The sequence below is a fragment of the Vibrio sp. EA2 genome (assembly GCF_033042495.1).
Classification (GTDB): Bacteria; Pseudomonadota; Gammaproteobacteria; order Enterobacterales; family Vibrionaceae; genus Vibrio.
The window spans coordinates 416,206-430,497 of record NZ_JAWLID010000002.1 but is presented as its reverse complement, the minus strand read 5'-3'; the positions used below and the strand labels follow the sequence as shown (position 1 = coordinate 430,497).

Annotated in this window: 17 protein-coding genes; 8 read left to right on the top strand and 9 right to left on the bottom strand. The window is 45.0% G+C overall.

Annotated elements, in window-relative coordinates; all coding sequences use genetic code 11:
- Positions 1–297 precede the first annotated feature (297 nt).
- On the top strand, positions 298–735 hold the full coding sequence (locus tag RXX31_RS06265; protein ID WP_317588229.1) for a hypothetical protein: 438 nt from the start codon (positions 298–300) through the stop codon (positions 733–735).
- Positions 736–863: 128 nt separating this feature from the next.
- Here the strand turns inward: RXX31_RS06265 and RXX31_RS06260 are convergent, their stop codons facing one another.
- Entirely contained in the window at positions 864–1,946 is a 1,083-nt protein-coding gene (locus RXX31_RS06260) for an ABC transporter substrate-binding protein (protein ID WP_317588228.1), read from the bottom strand.
- Between the two features lie 181 nt (positions 1,947–2,127).
- Here RXX31_RS06260 and RXX31_RS06255 point away from each other — a divergent pair, with 181 nt between their 5' ends.
- Together RXX31_RS06255 and RXX31_RS06250 are read left to right on the top strand one after the other, a co-directional pair.
- Entirely contained in the window at positions 2,128–3,180 is a 1,053-nt protein-coding gene (locus RXX31_RS06255) for an iron ABC transporter permease (protein ID WP_317588227.1), read from the top strand.
- Entirely contained in the window at positions 3,180–3,950 is a 771-nt protein-coding gene (locus tag RXX31_RS06250; RefSeq protein WP_317588226.1) for an ABC transporter ATP-binding protein, read from the top strand. Before RXX31_RS06255 ends, RXX31_RS06250 begins: the two co-directional genes overlap by 1 nt.
- 134 nt (positions 3,951–4,084) lie before the next feature.
- On the opposite strand, the gene RXX31_RS06245 is transcribed toward RXX31_RS06250, so the two are convergent.
- Together RXX31_RS06245 and RXX31_RS06240 are read right to left on the bottom strand one after the other, a co-directional pair.
- Positions 4,085–4,564 carry a DUF2059 domain-containing protein gene (locus RXX31_RS06245; RefSeq protein ID WP_317588225.1) on the bottom strand — a complete coding sequence of 160 codons (480 nt, stop codon included), beginning with the start codon at positions 4,562–4,564 and terminating at the stop codon, positions 4,085–4,087.
- 96 nt (positions 4,565–4,660) lie between these two features.
- A complete protein-coding gene (locus RXX31_RS06240; RefSeq protein ID WP_317588224.1) occupies positions 4,661–5,365 on the bottom strand; it encodes a hypothetical protein in 705 nt (234 codons plus the stop codon).
- 550 nt (positions 5,366–5,915) lie between these two features.
- Between RXX31_RS06240 and RXX31_RS06235 the strand changes: the two genes are divergently transcribed.
- Positions 5,916–6,218 carry a hypothetical protein gene (locus tag RXX31_RS06235; RefSeq protein ID WP_317588223.1) on the top strand — a complete coding sequence of 101 codons (303 nt, stop codon included), beginning with the start codon at positions 5,916–5,918 and terminating at the stop codon, positions 6,216–6,218.
- Between the two features lie 128 nt (positions 6,219–6,346).
- On the opposite strand, the gene RXX31_RS06230 is transcribed toward RXX31_RS06235, so the two are convergent.
- The 3 genes from RXX31_RS06230 to RXX31_RS06220 all read right to left on the bottom strand — a co-directional run bounded on the left by RXX31_RS06230 (position 6,347) and on the right by RXX31_RS06220 (position 8,432).
- Positions 6,347–6,604, bottom strand: a complete 258-nt coding sequence (locus tag RXX31_RS06230) for a hypothetical protein (protein ID WP_317588222.1) — start codon at positions 6,602–6,604, stop codon at positions 6,347–6,349.
- A 201-nt stretch (positions 6,605–6,805) separates the two neighbouring features.
- The gene (rlmF, locus tag RXX31_RS06225) at positions 6,806–7,930 is read right to left on the bottom strand and encodes a 23S rRNA (adenine(1618)-N(6))-methyltransferase RlmF (RefSeq protein WP_317588221.1); all 1,125 of its coding nucleotides are present in this window, start codon (positions 7,928–7,930) and stop codon (positions 6,806–6,808) included.
- Positions 7,917–8,432, bottom strand: coding sequence for a M48 family metallopeptidase (locus RXX31_RS06220; RefSeq protein WP_317588220.1), 516 nt, complete (start codon positions 8,430–8,432; stop codon positions 7,917–7,919). Before RXX31_RS06220 ends, rlmF begins: the two co-directional genes overlap by 14 nt.
- 149 nt (positions 8,433–8,581) lie before the next feature.
- On the opposite strand from RXX31_RS06220, the gene RXX31_RS06215 reads away from it, so the two are divergent.
- Positions 8,582–8,812 (top strand): glutaredoxin family protein, encoded by a 231-nt coding sequence (locus RXX31_RS06215; RefSeq protein ID WP_014231652.1) that lies wholly within the window; start codon positions 8,582–8,584, stop codon positions 8,810–8,812.
- Positions 8,813–8,819: 7 nt separating this feature from the next.
- Here the strand turns inward: RXX31_RS06215 and RXX31_RS06210 are convergent, their stop codons facing one another.
- Positions 8,820–9,689, bottom strand: a complete 870-nt coding sequence (locus RXX31_RS06210) for a LysR family transcriptional regulator (RefSeq protein WP_317588219.1) — start codon at positions 9,687–9,689, stop codon at positions 8,820–8,822.
- Between the two features lie 111 nt (positions 9,690–9,800).
- On the opposite strand from RXX31_RS06210, the gene RXX31_RS06205 reads away from it, so the two are divergent.
- The 3 genes from RXX31_RS06205 (at position 9,801) to RXX31_RS06195 (ending at position 12,387) form a co-directional block, all read left to right on the top strand.
- Positions 9,801–11,024 carry an MFS transporter gene (locus RXX31_RS06205; RefSeq protein WP_317588218.1) on the top strand — a complete coding sequence of 408 codons (1,224 nt, stop codon included), beginning with the start codon at positions 9,801–9,803 and terminating at the stop codon, positions 11,022–11,024.
- Positions 11,025–11,090: 66 nt separating this feature from the next.
- Positions 11,091–11,672 carry a DUF1415 domain-containing protein gene (locus RXX31_RS06200; RefSeq protein WP_317588217.1) on the top strand — a complete coding sequence of 194 codons (582 nt, stop codon included), beginning with the start codon at positions 11,091–11,093 and terminating at the stop codon, positions 11,670–11,672.
- A gap of 139 nt (positions 11,673–11,811) precedes the next feature.
- The gene (locus tag RXX31_RS06195; RefSeq protein ID WP_237315450.1) at positions 11,812–12,387 is read left to right on the top strand and encodes a nucleoside triphosphate pyrophosphohydrolase family protein; all 576 of its coding nucleotides are present in this window, start codon (positions 11,812–11,814) and stop codon (positions 12,385–12,387) included.
- An 82-nt stretch (positions 12,388–12,469) separates the two neighbouring features.
- Here RXX31_RS06195 and btuD read toward each other — a convergent pair whose 3' ends face one another.
- Positions 12,470–13,237, bottom strand: coding sequence for a vitamin B12 ABC transporter ATP-binding protein BtuD (gene btuD / locus RXX31_RS06190; RefSeq protein WP_317588216.1), 768 nt, complete (start codon positions 13,235–13,237; stop codon positions 12,470–12,472).
- Positions 13,224–14,219, bottom strand: coding sequence for a vitamin B12 ABC transporter permease BtuC (gene btuC / locus RXX31_RS06185; protein WP_317588215.1), 996 nt, complete (start codon positions 14,217–14,219; stop codon positions 13,224–13,226). The genes btuD and btuC overlap by 14 nt, the downstream gene beginning before the upstream one ends.
- Between the last annotated feature and the right edge of the window lie 73 nt (positions 14,220–14,292).

The following is a 14,292-nucleotide window of genomic DNA, read 5'->3' as shown; positions in this document are numbered from 1 at the left end:
CGCTTTAAGGTTAGATAGATTGGATGTGCTCTATTTGTATTCATCGTCGTCATTACAGCGAGCCTTGGTGAGACCAGGAATCTAATATCAGCGTGCTGAGAAATTTTCATCATGACTCTAGCAAAAAGAGCGTGGAGTGTAGATTCTGAATCACGCTCGTGCCTCGCTGTTCAGAATGACTCGTTAATCTGACCGAGTTAGTAGAGGGCTTTCTATTCGCTATTCTTCAACACATTCTGGACGTACCTCTCCACCCCACGCTAAAATGCGCTACTTTAGATAACTTCGTAAAACTCCATGACCGACGCTGATATCGAGCTTCAACACATTTGGCTGGAAGTTCAGACAGAACGCTGGCACAACATCCCTCGTTTCCTGTTTAGTTTTTACTGCTACAAACACAACCTCGTTAGCAAAACGAATAAGCCGTGTTGGGAAACCGCGCGTAATGAATTACCTGCATCAAGCTCAGTTCAAGCTCGAAAAAACAGTGTGATTGACCCGCTGGTTCCTGAAGACGCAGTCGTTGGTTTGCTTAAAACGCTATACAAAGATGGAGAAATGTCTTTCGACGCTATGGCGAAAACATTAGACACGTTTTTGCACTATGTGGTGGTGAGCAAGCAAGAGCACACAAAGCTCAAGCCAAATATGCCGGCGAGCTGGTATCAGGGGCATGAAAAGCCGTTAATGGCTCGTTTTGATCTTGCAGGTATTTTAATCAAGAGCCGCTGACATTTTTAAATTAGCGATCTTAGAGACTTAATCACCAATTCATTGTTTGTAAATGAATGGAGCCAAATAAAAAGCCGAAGTGAATCAAGAGTGACCCATTTCGGCTTATTAAATATTAAGGCTTTAGATTAAAGCTCGGTCATAAAAGTGCCAGCTGGTTGGATCGGCAGGTACTTCTCATAAAAGTTGTCGTAAGCCGCTTCAGGGTTTAAATCACTAAACACATCTGGGTACATGATTTTGGCATAAAACTGGATCAACGCGCCGTCGATGATCGTGCGGCAAGCACCGTGGTAAGCTGCATACATACGGTTGTTTTTCACCGCAGAAATTGAAGACCAACCAATACGATTTTTAAAGCCCGCTAATCGCTCTTTTGCCAATGCTTCGTCAACACCTTCGCCCATGATCATCGAATCATCCGCACTGCCAGACTCGTATCCAGTCATTACGATAACATCAGGATTTACTGCAATGATCTGTTCTGGGTTCAGTTTGCCCCACCACTCAACAAACGGCGCAGAAATGTTGTCGCCACCAGCCATTGTCGCAATAGCGCCCCACATGTTTTTACCGAATGTGTAGCCAACCTCATTGACACCAGATGCGCCGTATTCGGTGTAGACTTTCGGTTTATCCAGATTTGCTTTGGCTAAACGATCGCTGATCATCTCAACGTTCTGTTTGTATCCATTCGCGATGGTTTCTGCTCGCTCTTGCTGGCCAGTGATTTCACCAATCAGCTTAGTCGTCTGAACGTGACGCTCTACCGTTTGAGCGTTGTAGTCCACCACGATAACGGCAATACCAGCGCTCTTCATGCGCTCAACGTCTGACTCCAGTGCTTTGAACTGCCAATCAGCTAGCATTACTACATCTGGACTCAGGCTTATTACCTTCTCAACGGAAAACGCATTAGTATCAACACGGCCAATCTCAGGAATATTATCCAATGACGGTCGATGCGCCACATACGCCTGCCAACTTGCTGAACGTGCCTGCCAAATGTACTTTGACATGCCTACAACGTTGTCATACGCCGCTTCGGTACCGATCGCCATGTAATCTTCTGGGTAGAATCCGACTACCACTCTTTTCGCCGGCGAATCAAACGTAACCTCACGCCCTAGTACATCTGTAACGGTAGTTTGTTCGGCAAAAGACAACGTGCTAACGCAGACAGCAGCAAGCGCGAATAAGTGTTTCAACATCAAGAAGGTTCCTTTTTATTCCATGAGTCAGGCAGAGACACTTCCACCCTCGTGGAGTATATTAATTCTTTTGCTAACGATAATGCAACTAACTATCATTAGTGCTAATATCGACACCTTCTCACGAGCTCTGTAGGCCCCTCTACTGGTCGTAAAATAAATAATAATTAGGTAGTAAGTCGTGCAATCTGTAGTTTTAGAACAACTCATTCAACAACAACGTAAGAGTGAAAAACGTCGAATCTTGGTGATCGGAGCTTTTGGCTTACTCATCCTGACGACCTTCATCCTTGATATCATGACAGGCCCCTCTTTACTGGATGCAACCAAAGTACTCCACTCTCTGTTTGAGTTCATCGGCTTGCCCTATCAGGTTGCGCCATCCACCCAGATCATTGTGACTGAGTTGCGACTTCCAATCGCGATAATGGCGATTGTTGTTGGGGGCGCGCTTGGTATGGGCGGCGCAGAGATGCAAACTTTACTCAATAATACAATGGCCAGCCCGTACACCTTGGGTATGGCTGCGGCGGCGGGTTTTGGCGCTGCGATTACTCTATATATGGGGTCCTTCGGCTTAAGTAGCTATTACGCGGTACCGATGGGCGCATTCTTATGCTGTATGCTTTCAGCGTGTTTTCTTTTCTCGTTAGCCTCGGCGCGTCATATCAGCTCGGGACAACTCATTCTGGCGGGTATTGCCCTGCTGTTCTTATTCCAGTCACTATTATCTCTGGTGCAGTTTGTCTCCTCTCCAGAACTTAGCCAGCAGATCCTGTTTTGGCTGTTTGGTAGCTTAACGAAAGCAACCTGGAATACAGTCGCGATTACCTCTGCAGTTGTCTTCGTCGGCGGGATATTATTACTTAAAGATGCATGGAAGCTGACCGCCCTACGACTGGGTGAAGAGCGAGCGAAAAGCGTCGGCGTGAACATCACTCGCTTACGCATGAAAACACTGTTTATCGTTGCTGTCATCACGGCTACTGTCACCAGTTTCGTCGGGATCATCGGATTTGTAGGCATCGTCGCGCCAAACATGGCCAAATCTATGGTGGGAGAAGATCAGCGCTTCTTCTTACCGCTCTCCTTCTTAATTGGTGCGTTCTTGCTTTCTGGTGCTTCTGTACTGTCAAAGATCATCGTTCCAGGTGCATTATTTCCGATCGGTATCGTTACGGCGATCATCGGAGTACCTTTCTTTTTCTGGTTGATTTTGGCGAAGCGAGGTTAATGATGCTGGTAGCAAATAATGTAAATATTCAGATTGAGTCACTTACCCTTGCCAAGAACTTCAATTTCACATTGGAACCGGGTCAGGTAACCGCCGTTCTTGGTCCAAATGGCGCGGGTAAAAGTACGCTACTCAAAGCCATTTTTGGAGATGTGAATCTGGCCAGTGGTTCCATTTCTCATTACGGTGACGAGCTAGATAGCAAGTCTCTCTCCTCATGGCGTGCCAAGTTTGGTTACATGCCACAGGACATCGGCTTACAGGTTAGTTTGACCGTTCTTGAGGTTGTACTGATGGGACGTTTAGACAGTTTAAGCCTGCGCATCGATGACAAATTACTTGGTGAAGGCTTACAAATACTAAACAGTATTGGTATGGCGCATTTAGCGAACCGGAACGTAAGCTCTTTAAGTGGTGGTCAGCGTCAAATGATTTTGTTCGCGCAAGCCATCATGCGTAACCCACAAATTATGCTGCTTGATGAACCCGTCAGCGCGCTTGATCTTCATCACCAACATGTGTTGCTTGATCATCTCGTGACTCAAACCCGTGCCGAGAACTACGTGAGCATCATGGTATTGCATGATCTCAACCTCGCCGCGCAGTACGCCGATAATCTATTGGTAATAAAACAGGGGGAATTGGTCAGCGTAGGCTCGCCCAAAAACGTCTTAACCACAGAGTTAGTCAAAGACATCTATCAAGTCGAAGCGAATGTTCATCACGATAACGACGGCGTACCATTCGTCAGAACGATGAAGGCCAGTTAGACAAAGAAATGCGACTAGTTGGAATGGATTGATTGGTTGCTAGAGAACGACTTGTCTAGCAACCACCTTAAGCGATAAAGTTTTTTATTTCCTACTATGTGCGATGCATTATCAATCCGTCTGTTCGGCAACGCCTATTGTATTTGGTGCTTTTCTAAGAAAGGCGTCAGTTTCTCGATAAGTTTGGGTTGAGCACGCTCAGCTTCTTGTAATCCTAGTTGAGCACCTGCTTGCATTAATGCCGGCGATTTTTCTACAAGTTTTTGTCCTACAGGTGTCGCGTAAAACTCAATCAATAATTCGATTTCTTGTTGGCTGAAAGCTTGAGAATAAAGCGCACCCATCTCAACGATGATGTTTTGGCGATTGATATCATTGATGAACCAATCTCTATAAATGTTAACGAGTTCCTCTTTTTCAGTTGCATTCAACTGAAGGTTATTCGCTAATTGTTCGATGACTGGTGTCATTGCTTCAAAGCCACCGGAAAGCTGTTTCTCAACTTTCATCACCTCTAGTAAGCGATCGACGACTTCTTGTTTATCAGCTGCCATACCACTAATTGGGCTAGCCACAAGTAAAGCTACCACTATAAACTTGCGTAAATTTTTCATTTTAACTCTCTAGTTTTTTAACACTCTGTTAAGGGAGAAGAAAAGGCAGATAAAGTGCCATCTGTTGCGAATCTGCTTTAAACACTGTTAGCTATTTTATTCACCCATAAGACCGATGGCATACTCACGAAGAACTCTGGCATTGTCTGCATAAGCCGCATTGCCACAAACAATGTTTTCATAACTAATCTCTGGTGATGAATAGAATGGATGCGTTTCATCCGCATAAGCCATGATGGTACCTTTGCCACCACAAATATAACCATATGAATACTTTGTAATTTTACTCGCTAAGCTTAAGGGGAGTCGTTTTGAAAGATCAAATGGCATTCCACCGGTTTGATTCGATAGCGTTTCCATATCATGGCTTGCCCACGCCAAATGACCTAACTCATGTTCTAACACATGATCTTTACATGTAAGTCCAATTGTAAAAAACTGAGGATACACTGATGGATGAGTTTCACCACACCAATCGGTTGTAAATTGCGAGATGTTTTTTTTGAAAACCAGACCATAAAAACCCGTTTTACTGCCATTGACCCGCTCAACTTCTTTAGAGTAGTAATACGCTAAAAAATCGTGCACTACGCTAAATTCTTCCGCTTCTTCCCCAAGAATTTTGGGAGCATAGATAATTTTGTCCAACGTCCGCTTTATAGGAATACATGAGTTTTTCAAAGCGCTATTCGAAAACGTTATCCATCGTTGAATGTGATCTTCGATGACAAATGACTCGTAATCTTTTTGAACTGAATCTGAGATAAAGAATGTAATTGGTGTTTCTAGAGTACGTGACATTTGACATTCTGGTAGGTCAAGAGTACTACTCTGAGAGTCCCAACATATTCCGAAAATGAGTAACACTGAAGCTAGTATTTGTTTCATCTCACTACGACTCCTTTCTGACTAACAACCCACATTTTTCAGACATCACCAAGCCTGCATTTTCTGTCAAATATGATGTCGTCTTTTTTTGAGCACTTCAAAGGATAATCAGTAAGTTAGCGATCGACACTACGAATTTAGCTATACAATATTGCTTTATTCTGGGCTTTCGATTTGAAGCAGCCATTTTGGTTACTTTTGTTAGCGCAGTTCGCACCTTCACCTAAAATGGTGCTAGCGAATTCCCTCATCATGCACCAAAACCACAACAATGTGTTAAACACTGATATTCAACAATTAATGTTAGATATAACAATATTTAGACATAAGATGGATCCACTCTGAATATAATTAGTCTATTTTGTCCATGTAGAAAGATTTAACTGGTTGTCATAAGGTGGTTTTCTGATACTTTGCTATTGAAAACCTCCTCTTAGCGTAACGTTAAACTTCAGTCGGAGATATGAAATTGGCGAGAACAGTTATTATCATCACCATGCTTATGCATGGCGTGTTTGTCATTGCATTAAAAAATGTGTGGTTCCATGGTAGCGAGCGTCACATCATAATGTTCACTGCTCTATGGTTTTGTGGTTCGGTCATCTCTCTCGTCAGGTTGCGTGAAGCGAGTAAAGCTCAGAGTATTACTTCACTTTTTGATAAAATCGGAAGTGCTGTTTTGTATGTCATCACCTTGATTCCTCTCGGTGTGGGTGGTTTCTTCATTTTTCACTCTCTTGCTTCGAATGGTTTAGATTTTTGGTAAACGCTAGCGGCAGAGTTGGAGAAATACGTCAGCTCTAACTATCTAAGTATATTGAGCTGACGGATGGAAAGAGGTAGTGGACAAATAAAGATAAGGCGAAACCTTAACTCTCACATTCCAAATCTCATCTATTTATTTTCCGCAACATTTATGGTGATCACACCAGCTTCAAGCGCCATATCGACCACCTTTTGAAATTCGGAAGGGTGAAGCATGACATACCCCGTCAAAGCGTACCCATCATGTTTGGAGGTTGGATCTCTTTCACCGCTACCACTTATGCGGATCTCACCGGCGACTAACTCTGCCTTTCCTAACATGACAACACATTCGTCTTCTTCAACTTTATCCGTTGAAGAATATTCTCTAACAATTCCTACCTTCATGTTTATTCACTCATATAAGGGAGTTTATTGAATAGTAGTAACGCCCTGAAAGTTCGTCAAAAGAGAAAGTGATGTTGTAGGCTTGAAGCAAAAATGGAGTATGCGCTGGAAACAACTAAGTAGAATCTGTCAGCTCTGATTGCAGAGTAAATAAAGAACTGACAGATTGAAAGATTTAGGTGAGCTACATTGTTTATTTGGCTACTTAAGCGCTCGCCACGCCTTTCGCTGCTCTTTATCCATATACGACCAGGCAATAAAACGGCTGATTTTTTGTCCCTGGCTCATCTCTACCACACGAATGGCTTTTACGCCCAATTTCTCAAGCTGCTTGCGCATAGGGCGAACATTCTCTTTTTTCGAAAGCAGCGTAGTAAACCAGAGCACTTGGGCGCTGAAGGCTTGGCTTTCGTTAGCCATTTTACGGATAAACGCCGCTTCCCCGCCTTCGCACCAAAGCTCTGCGTTTTGACCACCAAAGTTAAGCGTTGGTTTTGCCGTGTTTTCGCGCGCTGGTTTCACGCCTTTCTTACGTTGGTTTGCTCTAAGGTTGTCCACTTTACGTTGACTTCCCATCGCGGCTTCTTCTGCCGAACGGTGAAATGGTGGATTACAAGTTGTGACATCGTAACGCTCATTCGGCTGAATTACCCCGCGATAGATGTTTGCTTGACTCATCTGACGAACCAGTTCGATTCTGCCATTTAGTGACACATTGCCATCGACGATTGCTTGAGCCGATTCAATTGACTTAGGATCAACGTCGCTTCCGGTATAGTGCCATCCGTATTCTGTCACTCCAACAATTGGGTAAATACAGTTTGCACCAACGCCAATGTCCAACGCTCGCACATCGTGATGCGGGTATTTACCTTTCACTTCCCCATCGAGTAACTCAGCGACACGGTGAATGTAATCCGCACGTCCTGGAATTGGTGGACAAAGGTAGTGTTCAGGGATATCCCAGAATTCAATATCGTAATGCGTGGCTAACAAGGCTTTATTGAGCATTTTTACCGCTTTTGGATCAGAGAAGTTTATCGAGTCTTCCCCGTTCGGATTTTTAATAACAAAAGCTTTTATCCCAGGCTCACTTGCCGTCAATTTTTTAAAGTCATAACGGCCACGATGCTGGTTACGTTCGTGTAATCCACTTTTCGCTACTTTAATGAAGTCCACATCGCTGTTCGTTGCCACTGGCGATTTTGCTTTAGCAGAGTTTTTTTGCTTCACGCGCTTTTCGCCTTTTGCATCGCCTCTACTCTGCTTTGGCTTGGCATTTTTTTTAGATTTTTCTGGCTTAGCGGTGTGGTTATTGTTCTTCATTCAAATTCGCTTTTAAATCGAGGTAAATCATAAACAGACGGGCATCAAACTCTAACTGGTGATACTCGGGCTCCATATAACAGCACAGTTGGTAAAACGCTTTATCGTGGTTTTTCTCTCGCGTATGAGCCAGCTCATGAACCACCAGCATTCTCAGTAGTGGCTCCGGAGCTTCTTTAAAAACACTCGCGATACGAATCTCGTTCTTCGATTTGAGCTTGCCACCATGATTACGACTGATCATGCTGTGCAGCCCTAGCGCATTATTAATCAAGTGAATTTTCTTATCGTAGACCACTTTACTGATCGGTGCTGCTTTCTTCATGTAACTATTTTTTATCGCTATGGAGTACTCATACAGCGCCTTTTCACTTTTAATTTGATGACGTTCTGGATAGCGCTTTTCAAACCAAGGAACCAGTTTACCGCTGTCGACCAGCGAGCTAACTTGCTCAACAATGTGTGGAGGGTAACCCTGAATGTATCGAAGTGACGGATGCATGGTATAAAGTCTGCTATGACAAGGGAAAGGCGCTAAATATACCTGAGATAATCAGCACTTTCACCCTCGCTTTGACAATAGATTTCGCCTTTCAATTGTCGATAAAGGCCGTTAAACTTCGCATCCCAAAGATAATGGAGAGAAATTCAATGAAACGTGTCGTTCTTTACGTCAAAGATAAATGCCCCCACTGCAAAGATGCTCAACGTTATCTGGACTCGAAAAACATCACTTATCGCCTTTGCAACGCAAAAATGCAACGTGGCCGTAAAGAGCTGGATGCGCTGGGTGCCCGCTCACTTCCAGTCCTGAAAATTGGCGACCAATTGATGATTGGCTGGAATCCCAAAAACTTTGAAAAGATGTATAAAGGTGACTAGCGTCTGACTACAAATAACGTTTAACGAAATCAATAAACGTTCTGTCTGCAATCGATAAATAACCGTCTTTCCGCCATGCTAGCGCCAGATCGAGCGTAACTGGCGGATTAAACGGAATCCCCACCACATCTTTTTCATGCTGAGTGACCAGTTCGAGTAACGCCGTAATCGCAAACTCCTGCTTTACGATGCTGAGGATCAACGGCAATAAGTTGGTTTCAAATGACGACTTCATAGTAAAGCCGTGCTCCTCGCTGACCTGGTCTAAAAACTCACGATGGAAATAGCCGCGCTGGAACATCACCAATTCGTGTTCAAAAAACTCATTAAAGGTGAGTGACTCACGCTGAGCTAATTCGTGCTCTGGCGCGACAACGGCAACCATCTGGCTGGTAAACAGATGATCGGTCTCGAGATCGTTGGGTACATTGTCACAACTAATCACACCGATATCTAACCGTCCATCAAGCAACATACTTCTAATCGAATGCGTGCCCGCTTCCACCAGCGTTAATTTCAAATCCGGGAACCGGCTTTTAAACGCCATAACGATACGTGGGAAAAAGTAGCTTCCCATCATAGAAGGCGTACCCAAACGCACCTCACCTTTAGCCAACCCTTTAAGTTCGTTAATCGCGAGCTGTGCATCGTGCAATTGCTGAATGACCCGCTTCGCGTGCACCAGTAAGGTTTCGCCCTCTTGAGTTAGGCTAATCTTCTTATCTTCTCGCCGAAACAGCGTGACTCCCAGAGACTGCTCGAATTTTTTAATAGAGATACTCAAGGCAGGCTGAGCAATGTTCAGCACCTTCGCGGCATGGGTGATGTTGCCTTGCTCTGCGACAGCAAGGAAATGTTTCAGTTGCTTCGATTCCACTAGATCAAAAATATATGGTATCCATATTTTTAATATATTTTTTTAATTTACGATTAGCTGATAGATTGATCACAGTTTCTTTATATTGCGCTCTCGCATCAGGCAGGACACATGGTCATCTTCGGCACGCCAGAATACAAACGAATCACGCTCGCTCTTGCGCTGGGTTCATTCTTGGTCTTCTCTAACTTATATCAGTTGCAGCCTATGTTGCCGACCTTTGCTCAGTTGTTTGCCATTTCTGAAACGCAGGTGAACTGGTTGTTTGCCTCCTCCACGCTGGCGCTCTCTTTCAGCCTGGTACCGATGGCAGTATTGTCTGAAACCATTGGGCGAAAACCGGTCATGATGGCTGGCTTATTCGCTATCCCAGTTCTGTCTGCACTGATGCTACTTGGTGATTCATTCCTGTTTTTGGTTATCTGCCGAGCCCTTATTGGTGTTGCATTGGCCGCTTTTGCTGCCGTAGCGGTTGCCTATATGGCAGAAGAACTCGATAAGCACGCGTTCTCCATGGCGATAGGTACCTATATTGCAGCCAACTCATTAGGTGGCATTGTGGGGCGTATTAGTGGCGGCTTATTGGCTGACAACTTCAGTGTGGATGTAGCGATTGAAGCCATAATGGTAGTGACCCTGTTAGGCGTAATTTGCGTACATTATTTGCTGCCAAAACAACGTAACTTCACCCCTTCTTCGAGTGGATTGAGACAACAAAACCGCGCCATCTTAGGTCACTTCAAAAACCAGCGTATATGGTTCGCCATGTTGATTGGTGGCCTTAATTTCGCACTATTCGTTAACCTGTATTCAGTAATGGGTTTCAGATTGGTTAGTGAGCCGCACAACATTCCGGTCGGCTTGGCATCACTTATCTTCGTTTGTTATTTAGGTGGTACGTTCTCATCCCGTTGTGCAGGACACTGGAGTAAACGTTACTCATCTATTTTGGGTATGTTCTTAGGTGCTATTCTCAGCATGAGCGGCATGTGGATCGCGGCGGTTGAAAGTGTGGCTGCCATGCTGTTTGGCTTGCTTCTGATTAGCTTTGGAGCCTTCTTCACCCACACTTTGGCTTACGGTTGGGTTGGCCAAAAAGCGACAACCGCGAAAGCGACCGCAACGGCTCTATACCTGGTGCATTACTATGTGGGCGGCAGTCTTGGTGGATTCTTACTGCTTTACTGCTGGCAACATGGCGGATGGTCAACAGTACTTGTCGGCGGTAGCGTGGTCTATCTAGCGATGTTTAGCGCGATAGCTTATCTCAAACGCATCACACAGACACACGACACAAAGGAAAGTGAAGAAGTAGCCAGCTTGAGAAGAAGTTAATTAGGGTCAACAGCCCCTAGTATATCTGCTATGCTTGCGCCACTTTCAAAATGATTTAAAAATCGTATGTCAACGCGCTCAACACCAACAAACCAAACTACAGATGTAAACGCGATCACCCAACAAGTGGATCAATGGCTGAATGACGTCGTTATCGGACTGAATTTATGCCCGTTTGCAGCCAAACCGCAACGTAATAAACAAATTAAAATCTTCGTGAGTGAGGCGTCTCAAGAAGAAGCCTTGCTGGAAGATATTTTGTTGCAGTTAATTGAACTCAGTAATACAGAACCAGAAAAGCTGGAAACGACCTTAGTCGTTGTTCCAAATATGCTCGACGATTTCTGGGACTACAACTTGTTTATTGATTGGGTTGAAGGCTTAATCAAGCAGCAAGATTGGGAAGGTATTTTCCAGGTGGCTACGTTCCATCCAGATTACTGTTTTGGTGGTGCAGAGCCAGAAGACGACGAGAACCTGACGAACCGCTCGCCTTATCCTATCTTCCATCTTATTCGTGAAGAGAGCATGGAAAAGGTGTTGAAACACTACCCTGATCCTGAGTCAATCCCAGATACCAACATCGCGCGTGTTTCTGCCCTTTCAGAGGAAGAGCGCAAAACGTTGTTCCCGCATTTATTTCGATAAGTTACGGCTTATAACGTTCAGAGCGGCACCCTACTTCACTCCAAGCGGCAGATTTAATAGTCAGTTAGACTCTTGTCTCTTGGGGAATAAAGAGCGGTTTGTTATCATGACCGCTTCAATCGATTCAATGGATATCAGAATGCAACTGTCAAAGCTAACCCAAGAGATTTTTGATCACTTATACCGTGACATAACCGAGTTCCGTAGCACGTTCGATCTTCCAGTCGCAGACGAAGCGAGTCTGGATACGCAAGCGGATACGCTACACACATCTTTGGCGATCGAAGAGCTGACTGAGCTGGCAGAAGCAGATTGTAAAACAGAACAAGCAGACGCAATCGTAGACAGCGTTTACGTTCTTATGGGTCGTCTTGTACACCTTGGTAACAGCAAAGTGGAAGACAATCTGGCGATCAGTTACCTGATTGACCTGCTACTGAACGTTGCGGTAAACCGTGGTATCGACTTTATTCCTTGCTGGGACGAAGTGCACTCAAGCAACATGAGCAAAGTGTGCCGCAACGAAAAAGAATACACAGAAACAGAAGCATTCTACGCAGAACAAGGCATCAAACTGATGGCGGTACATCAGGGTGAGTACATCATCGCCAAATGTGCAGAAGACTTTGTATCTGAAGGCAAAACAGTACGTAAAGGCAAAGTTCTAAAATCGGTTTACTACCGTCCGGCGGACCTTAAGCCACTGACGCAATAAACAGCGACAAAAAATCACATCGAAAAAACGACCCGCGTGGGTCGTTTTTTATTGCTTGAAAGCTAAGAGAGAGTAGGAAAACCTATTCGAAAAGCAGATACGGTTTCTCTTCAACCATCACCCTTCTTACCTGAGTGTTAAAAACCTCTCCCAGCCCCTCTTCTGTTAATACATCCTCAGCTTTGCCTGAAGAGTGCAGTACACCGTTACTGAGCAACAGCACCTTATCCGCATGCCTTAGTGTTCGGTTTAAATCATGGTTCGCAACCAACACACCAACACCTTGAGCCGCGACTTCAGCAATCAGCTGATAGAGCAGCCCCTCTTGGGCGATATCTAACGGAGCAGCAGGTTCATCCAAAATAAGTAGCTGCGAATACGGGTTGATACTGCGCCAAACCTGCAAACAAACACCGGCCAGTCTCACACGCTGCCATTCACCACCAGAAAGCGTCTGAATGCTACGGTGTAACTTATCCTGTAACTGAACAAGCTCAATTACTGCGTTTAACGCGTCGCGCACTTTGATGTCACTGATCTTCACCCCACTAGGTAAAGACAGCGCGAGATACTGAAATACATCGACGTTAAATACTGGTCTGGATTGCTGACATAAATACCCTCTCAGGTAAGCCTGCTCAGACAACGGCATAGTGAGTAAATCCCCGCTATTAACACTCACTTCACCACTCACAGAATCGTGGCTGGTAAGCGTGCCGGAAATCGCGGCTAACAAGGTACTTTTCCCCGAGCCATTTGGGCCCACGACATGCACGATCTCCCCTGCGTCACATTCAAACGACAATGGTAATAGTCGGTTTCCTACCGCAATATGCTTAACGTGCATCATGACTCTTCACCAGCATCCAAATGAAAATAGGCGCACCAATCGATGTGGTCATTACGCCCAGTGGCAGTTCAGCAGAGTCGAGTAATAATCTCGCACCGATATCCGCAAACACCAACAACGCTGCACCCGCTATCGCAGACAGCGGCAACAAATAGCGATTCTCGGTACCAAATGCTAAACGCAGCAGATGAGGCACAACTAATCCAACAAAGCTGATGATCCCTCCAAGAGCGACCGAACCACCAACAAGGATTGAAATCGCTAATATCAATTTCCAGCGCATTTGATGAACATCGATGCCGAGCTGAGTGGCGTGGATTTCACCTAACATCAGCTTATCGAGCGGCTTGCCTTTACAGCACAGCCAAATCAAAACAGGCAACATCACTAATGTTACGGAATGCTGATACCAACTCGCCCCACCAATGCTACCCATCAGCCAATACATTAATTGGCGAAGGCTGAGATCATCGCTGAAATAGAATGCCCAGGTTACAATTGCACTGGAGAATATCCCCAACGCCACACCAACCAGCAACAAACGCGCGGTTGTCAGGTGCATCACTCTTGCAATAGAAACCAAGATTAAGGTAAACAACATCGAACCTGCGATGGCGGCCAGCATAAAGATCAGCGGCGTCGGCAAGGTTGGAATCGCAAACATCACCAATACCATGGCAAGGCTAGCGCCACCGGAAATACCAAGCACACCCGGTTCAGCGAGAACGTTGCCTAACAGCACTTGAAGTGTTGCACCAGAGACAGCAAGCGCAGCGCCAATAATGGCGGCAGACAGCAATCTTGGTAAGCGTAAATCCACTAATAACTTGTGCTCGAATGCGGAAAGCGATTGAAAAGGAGAAAGGAAAATCTCTCCGGCCATCAGGTGAATGGCAGAGAGTAATATGAGCACGGCGGACATAATCAAAAGATTGCGCTGCCAGCGACGCTCCTTGTTCAGGATAAGTTGTTGAAAATCCATAATAGCCGATAAAAACAAACGAGGCCTAACCTTACAGTTAAGCCTCGGTAAATTGCAACGACTTCGAAGCGTT

Excerpts from the sequence above, each read along its gene's own strand:
- RXX31_RS06265 (WP_317588229.1), top strand. The coding sequence starts at position 298 with ATGACCGACGCTGATATCGAGCTTCAACACATTTGGCTGGAAGTTCAG.
- RXX31_RS06260 (WP_317588228.1), bottom strand. The coding sequence starts at position 1,946 with ATGTTGAAACACTTATTCGCGCTTGCTGCTGTCTGCGTTAGCACGTTG.
- RXX31_RS06250 (WP_317588226.1), top strand. The coding sequence starts at position 3,180 with ATGATGCTGGTAGCAAATAATGTAAATATTCAGATTGAGTCACTTACC.
- RXX31_RS06245 (WP_317588225.1), bottom strand. The coding sequence starts at position 4,564 with ATGAAAAATTTACGCAAGTTTATAGTGGTAGCTTTACTTGTGGCTAGC.
- RXX31_RS06240 (WP_317588224.1), bottom strand. The coding sequence starts at position 5,365 with ATGTCACGTACTCTAGAAACACCAATTACATTCTTTATCTCAGATTCA.
- RXX31_RS06235 (WP_317588223.1), top strand. The coding sequence starts at position 5,916 with ATGAAATTGGCGAGAACAGTTATTATCATCACCATGCTTATGCATGGC.
- RXX31_RS06230 (WP_317588222.1), bottom strand. The coding sequence starts at position 6,604 with ATGAAGGTAGGAATTGTTAGAGAATATTCTTCAACGGATAAAGTTGAA.
- rlmF (WP_317588221.1), bottom strand. The coding sequence starts at position 7,930 with ATGAAGAACAATAACCACACCGCTAAGCCAGAAAAATCTAAAAAAAAT.
- RXX31_RS06220 (WP_317588220.1), bottom strand. The coding sequence starts at position 8,432 with ATGCATCCGTCACTTCGATACATTCAGGGTTACCCTCCACACATTGTT.
- RXX31_RS06215 (WP_014231652.1), top strand. The coding sequence starts at position 8,582 with ATGAAACGTGTCGTTCTTTACGTCAAAGATAAATGCCCCCACTGCAAA.
- RXX31_RS06205 (WP_317588218.1), top strand. The coding sequence starts at position 9,801 with ATGGTCATCTTCGGCACGCCAGAATACAAACGAATCACGCTCGCTCTT.
- RXX31_RS06200 (WP_317588217.1), top strand. The coding sequence starts at position 11,091 with ATGTCAACGCGCTCAACACCAACAAACCAAACTACAGATGTAAACGCG.
- RXX31_RS06195 (WP_237315450.1), top strand. The coding sequence starts at position 11,812 with ATGCAACTGTCAAAGCTAACCCAAGAGATTTTTGATCACTTATACCGT.
- btuD (WP_317588216.1), bottom strand. The coding sequence starts at position 13,237 with ATGATGCACGTTAAGCATATTGCGGTAGGAAACCGACTATTACCATTG.
- btuC (WP_317588215.1), bottom strand. The coding sequence starts at position 14,219 with ATGGATTTTCAACAACTTATCCTGAACAAGGAGCGTCGCTGGCAGCGC.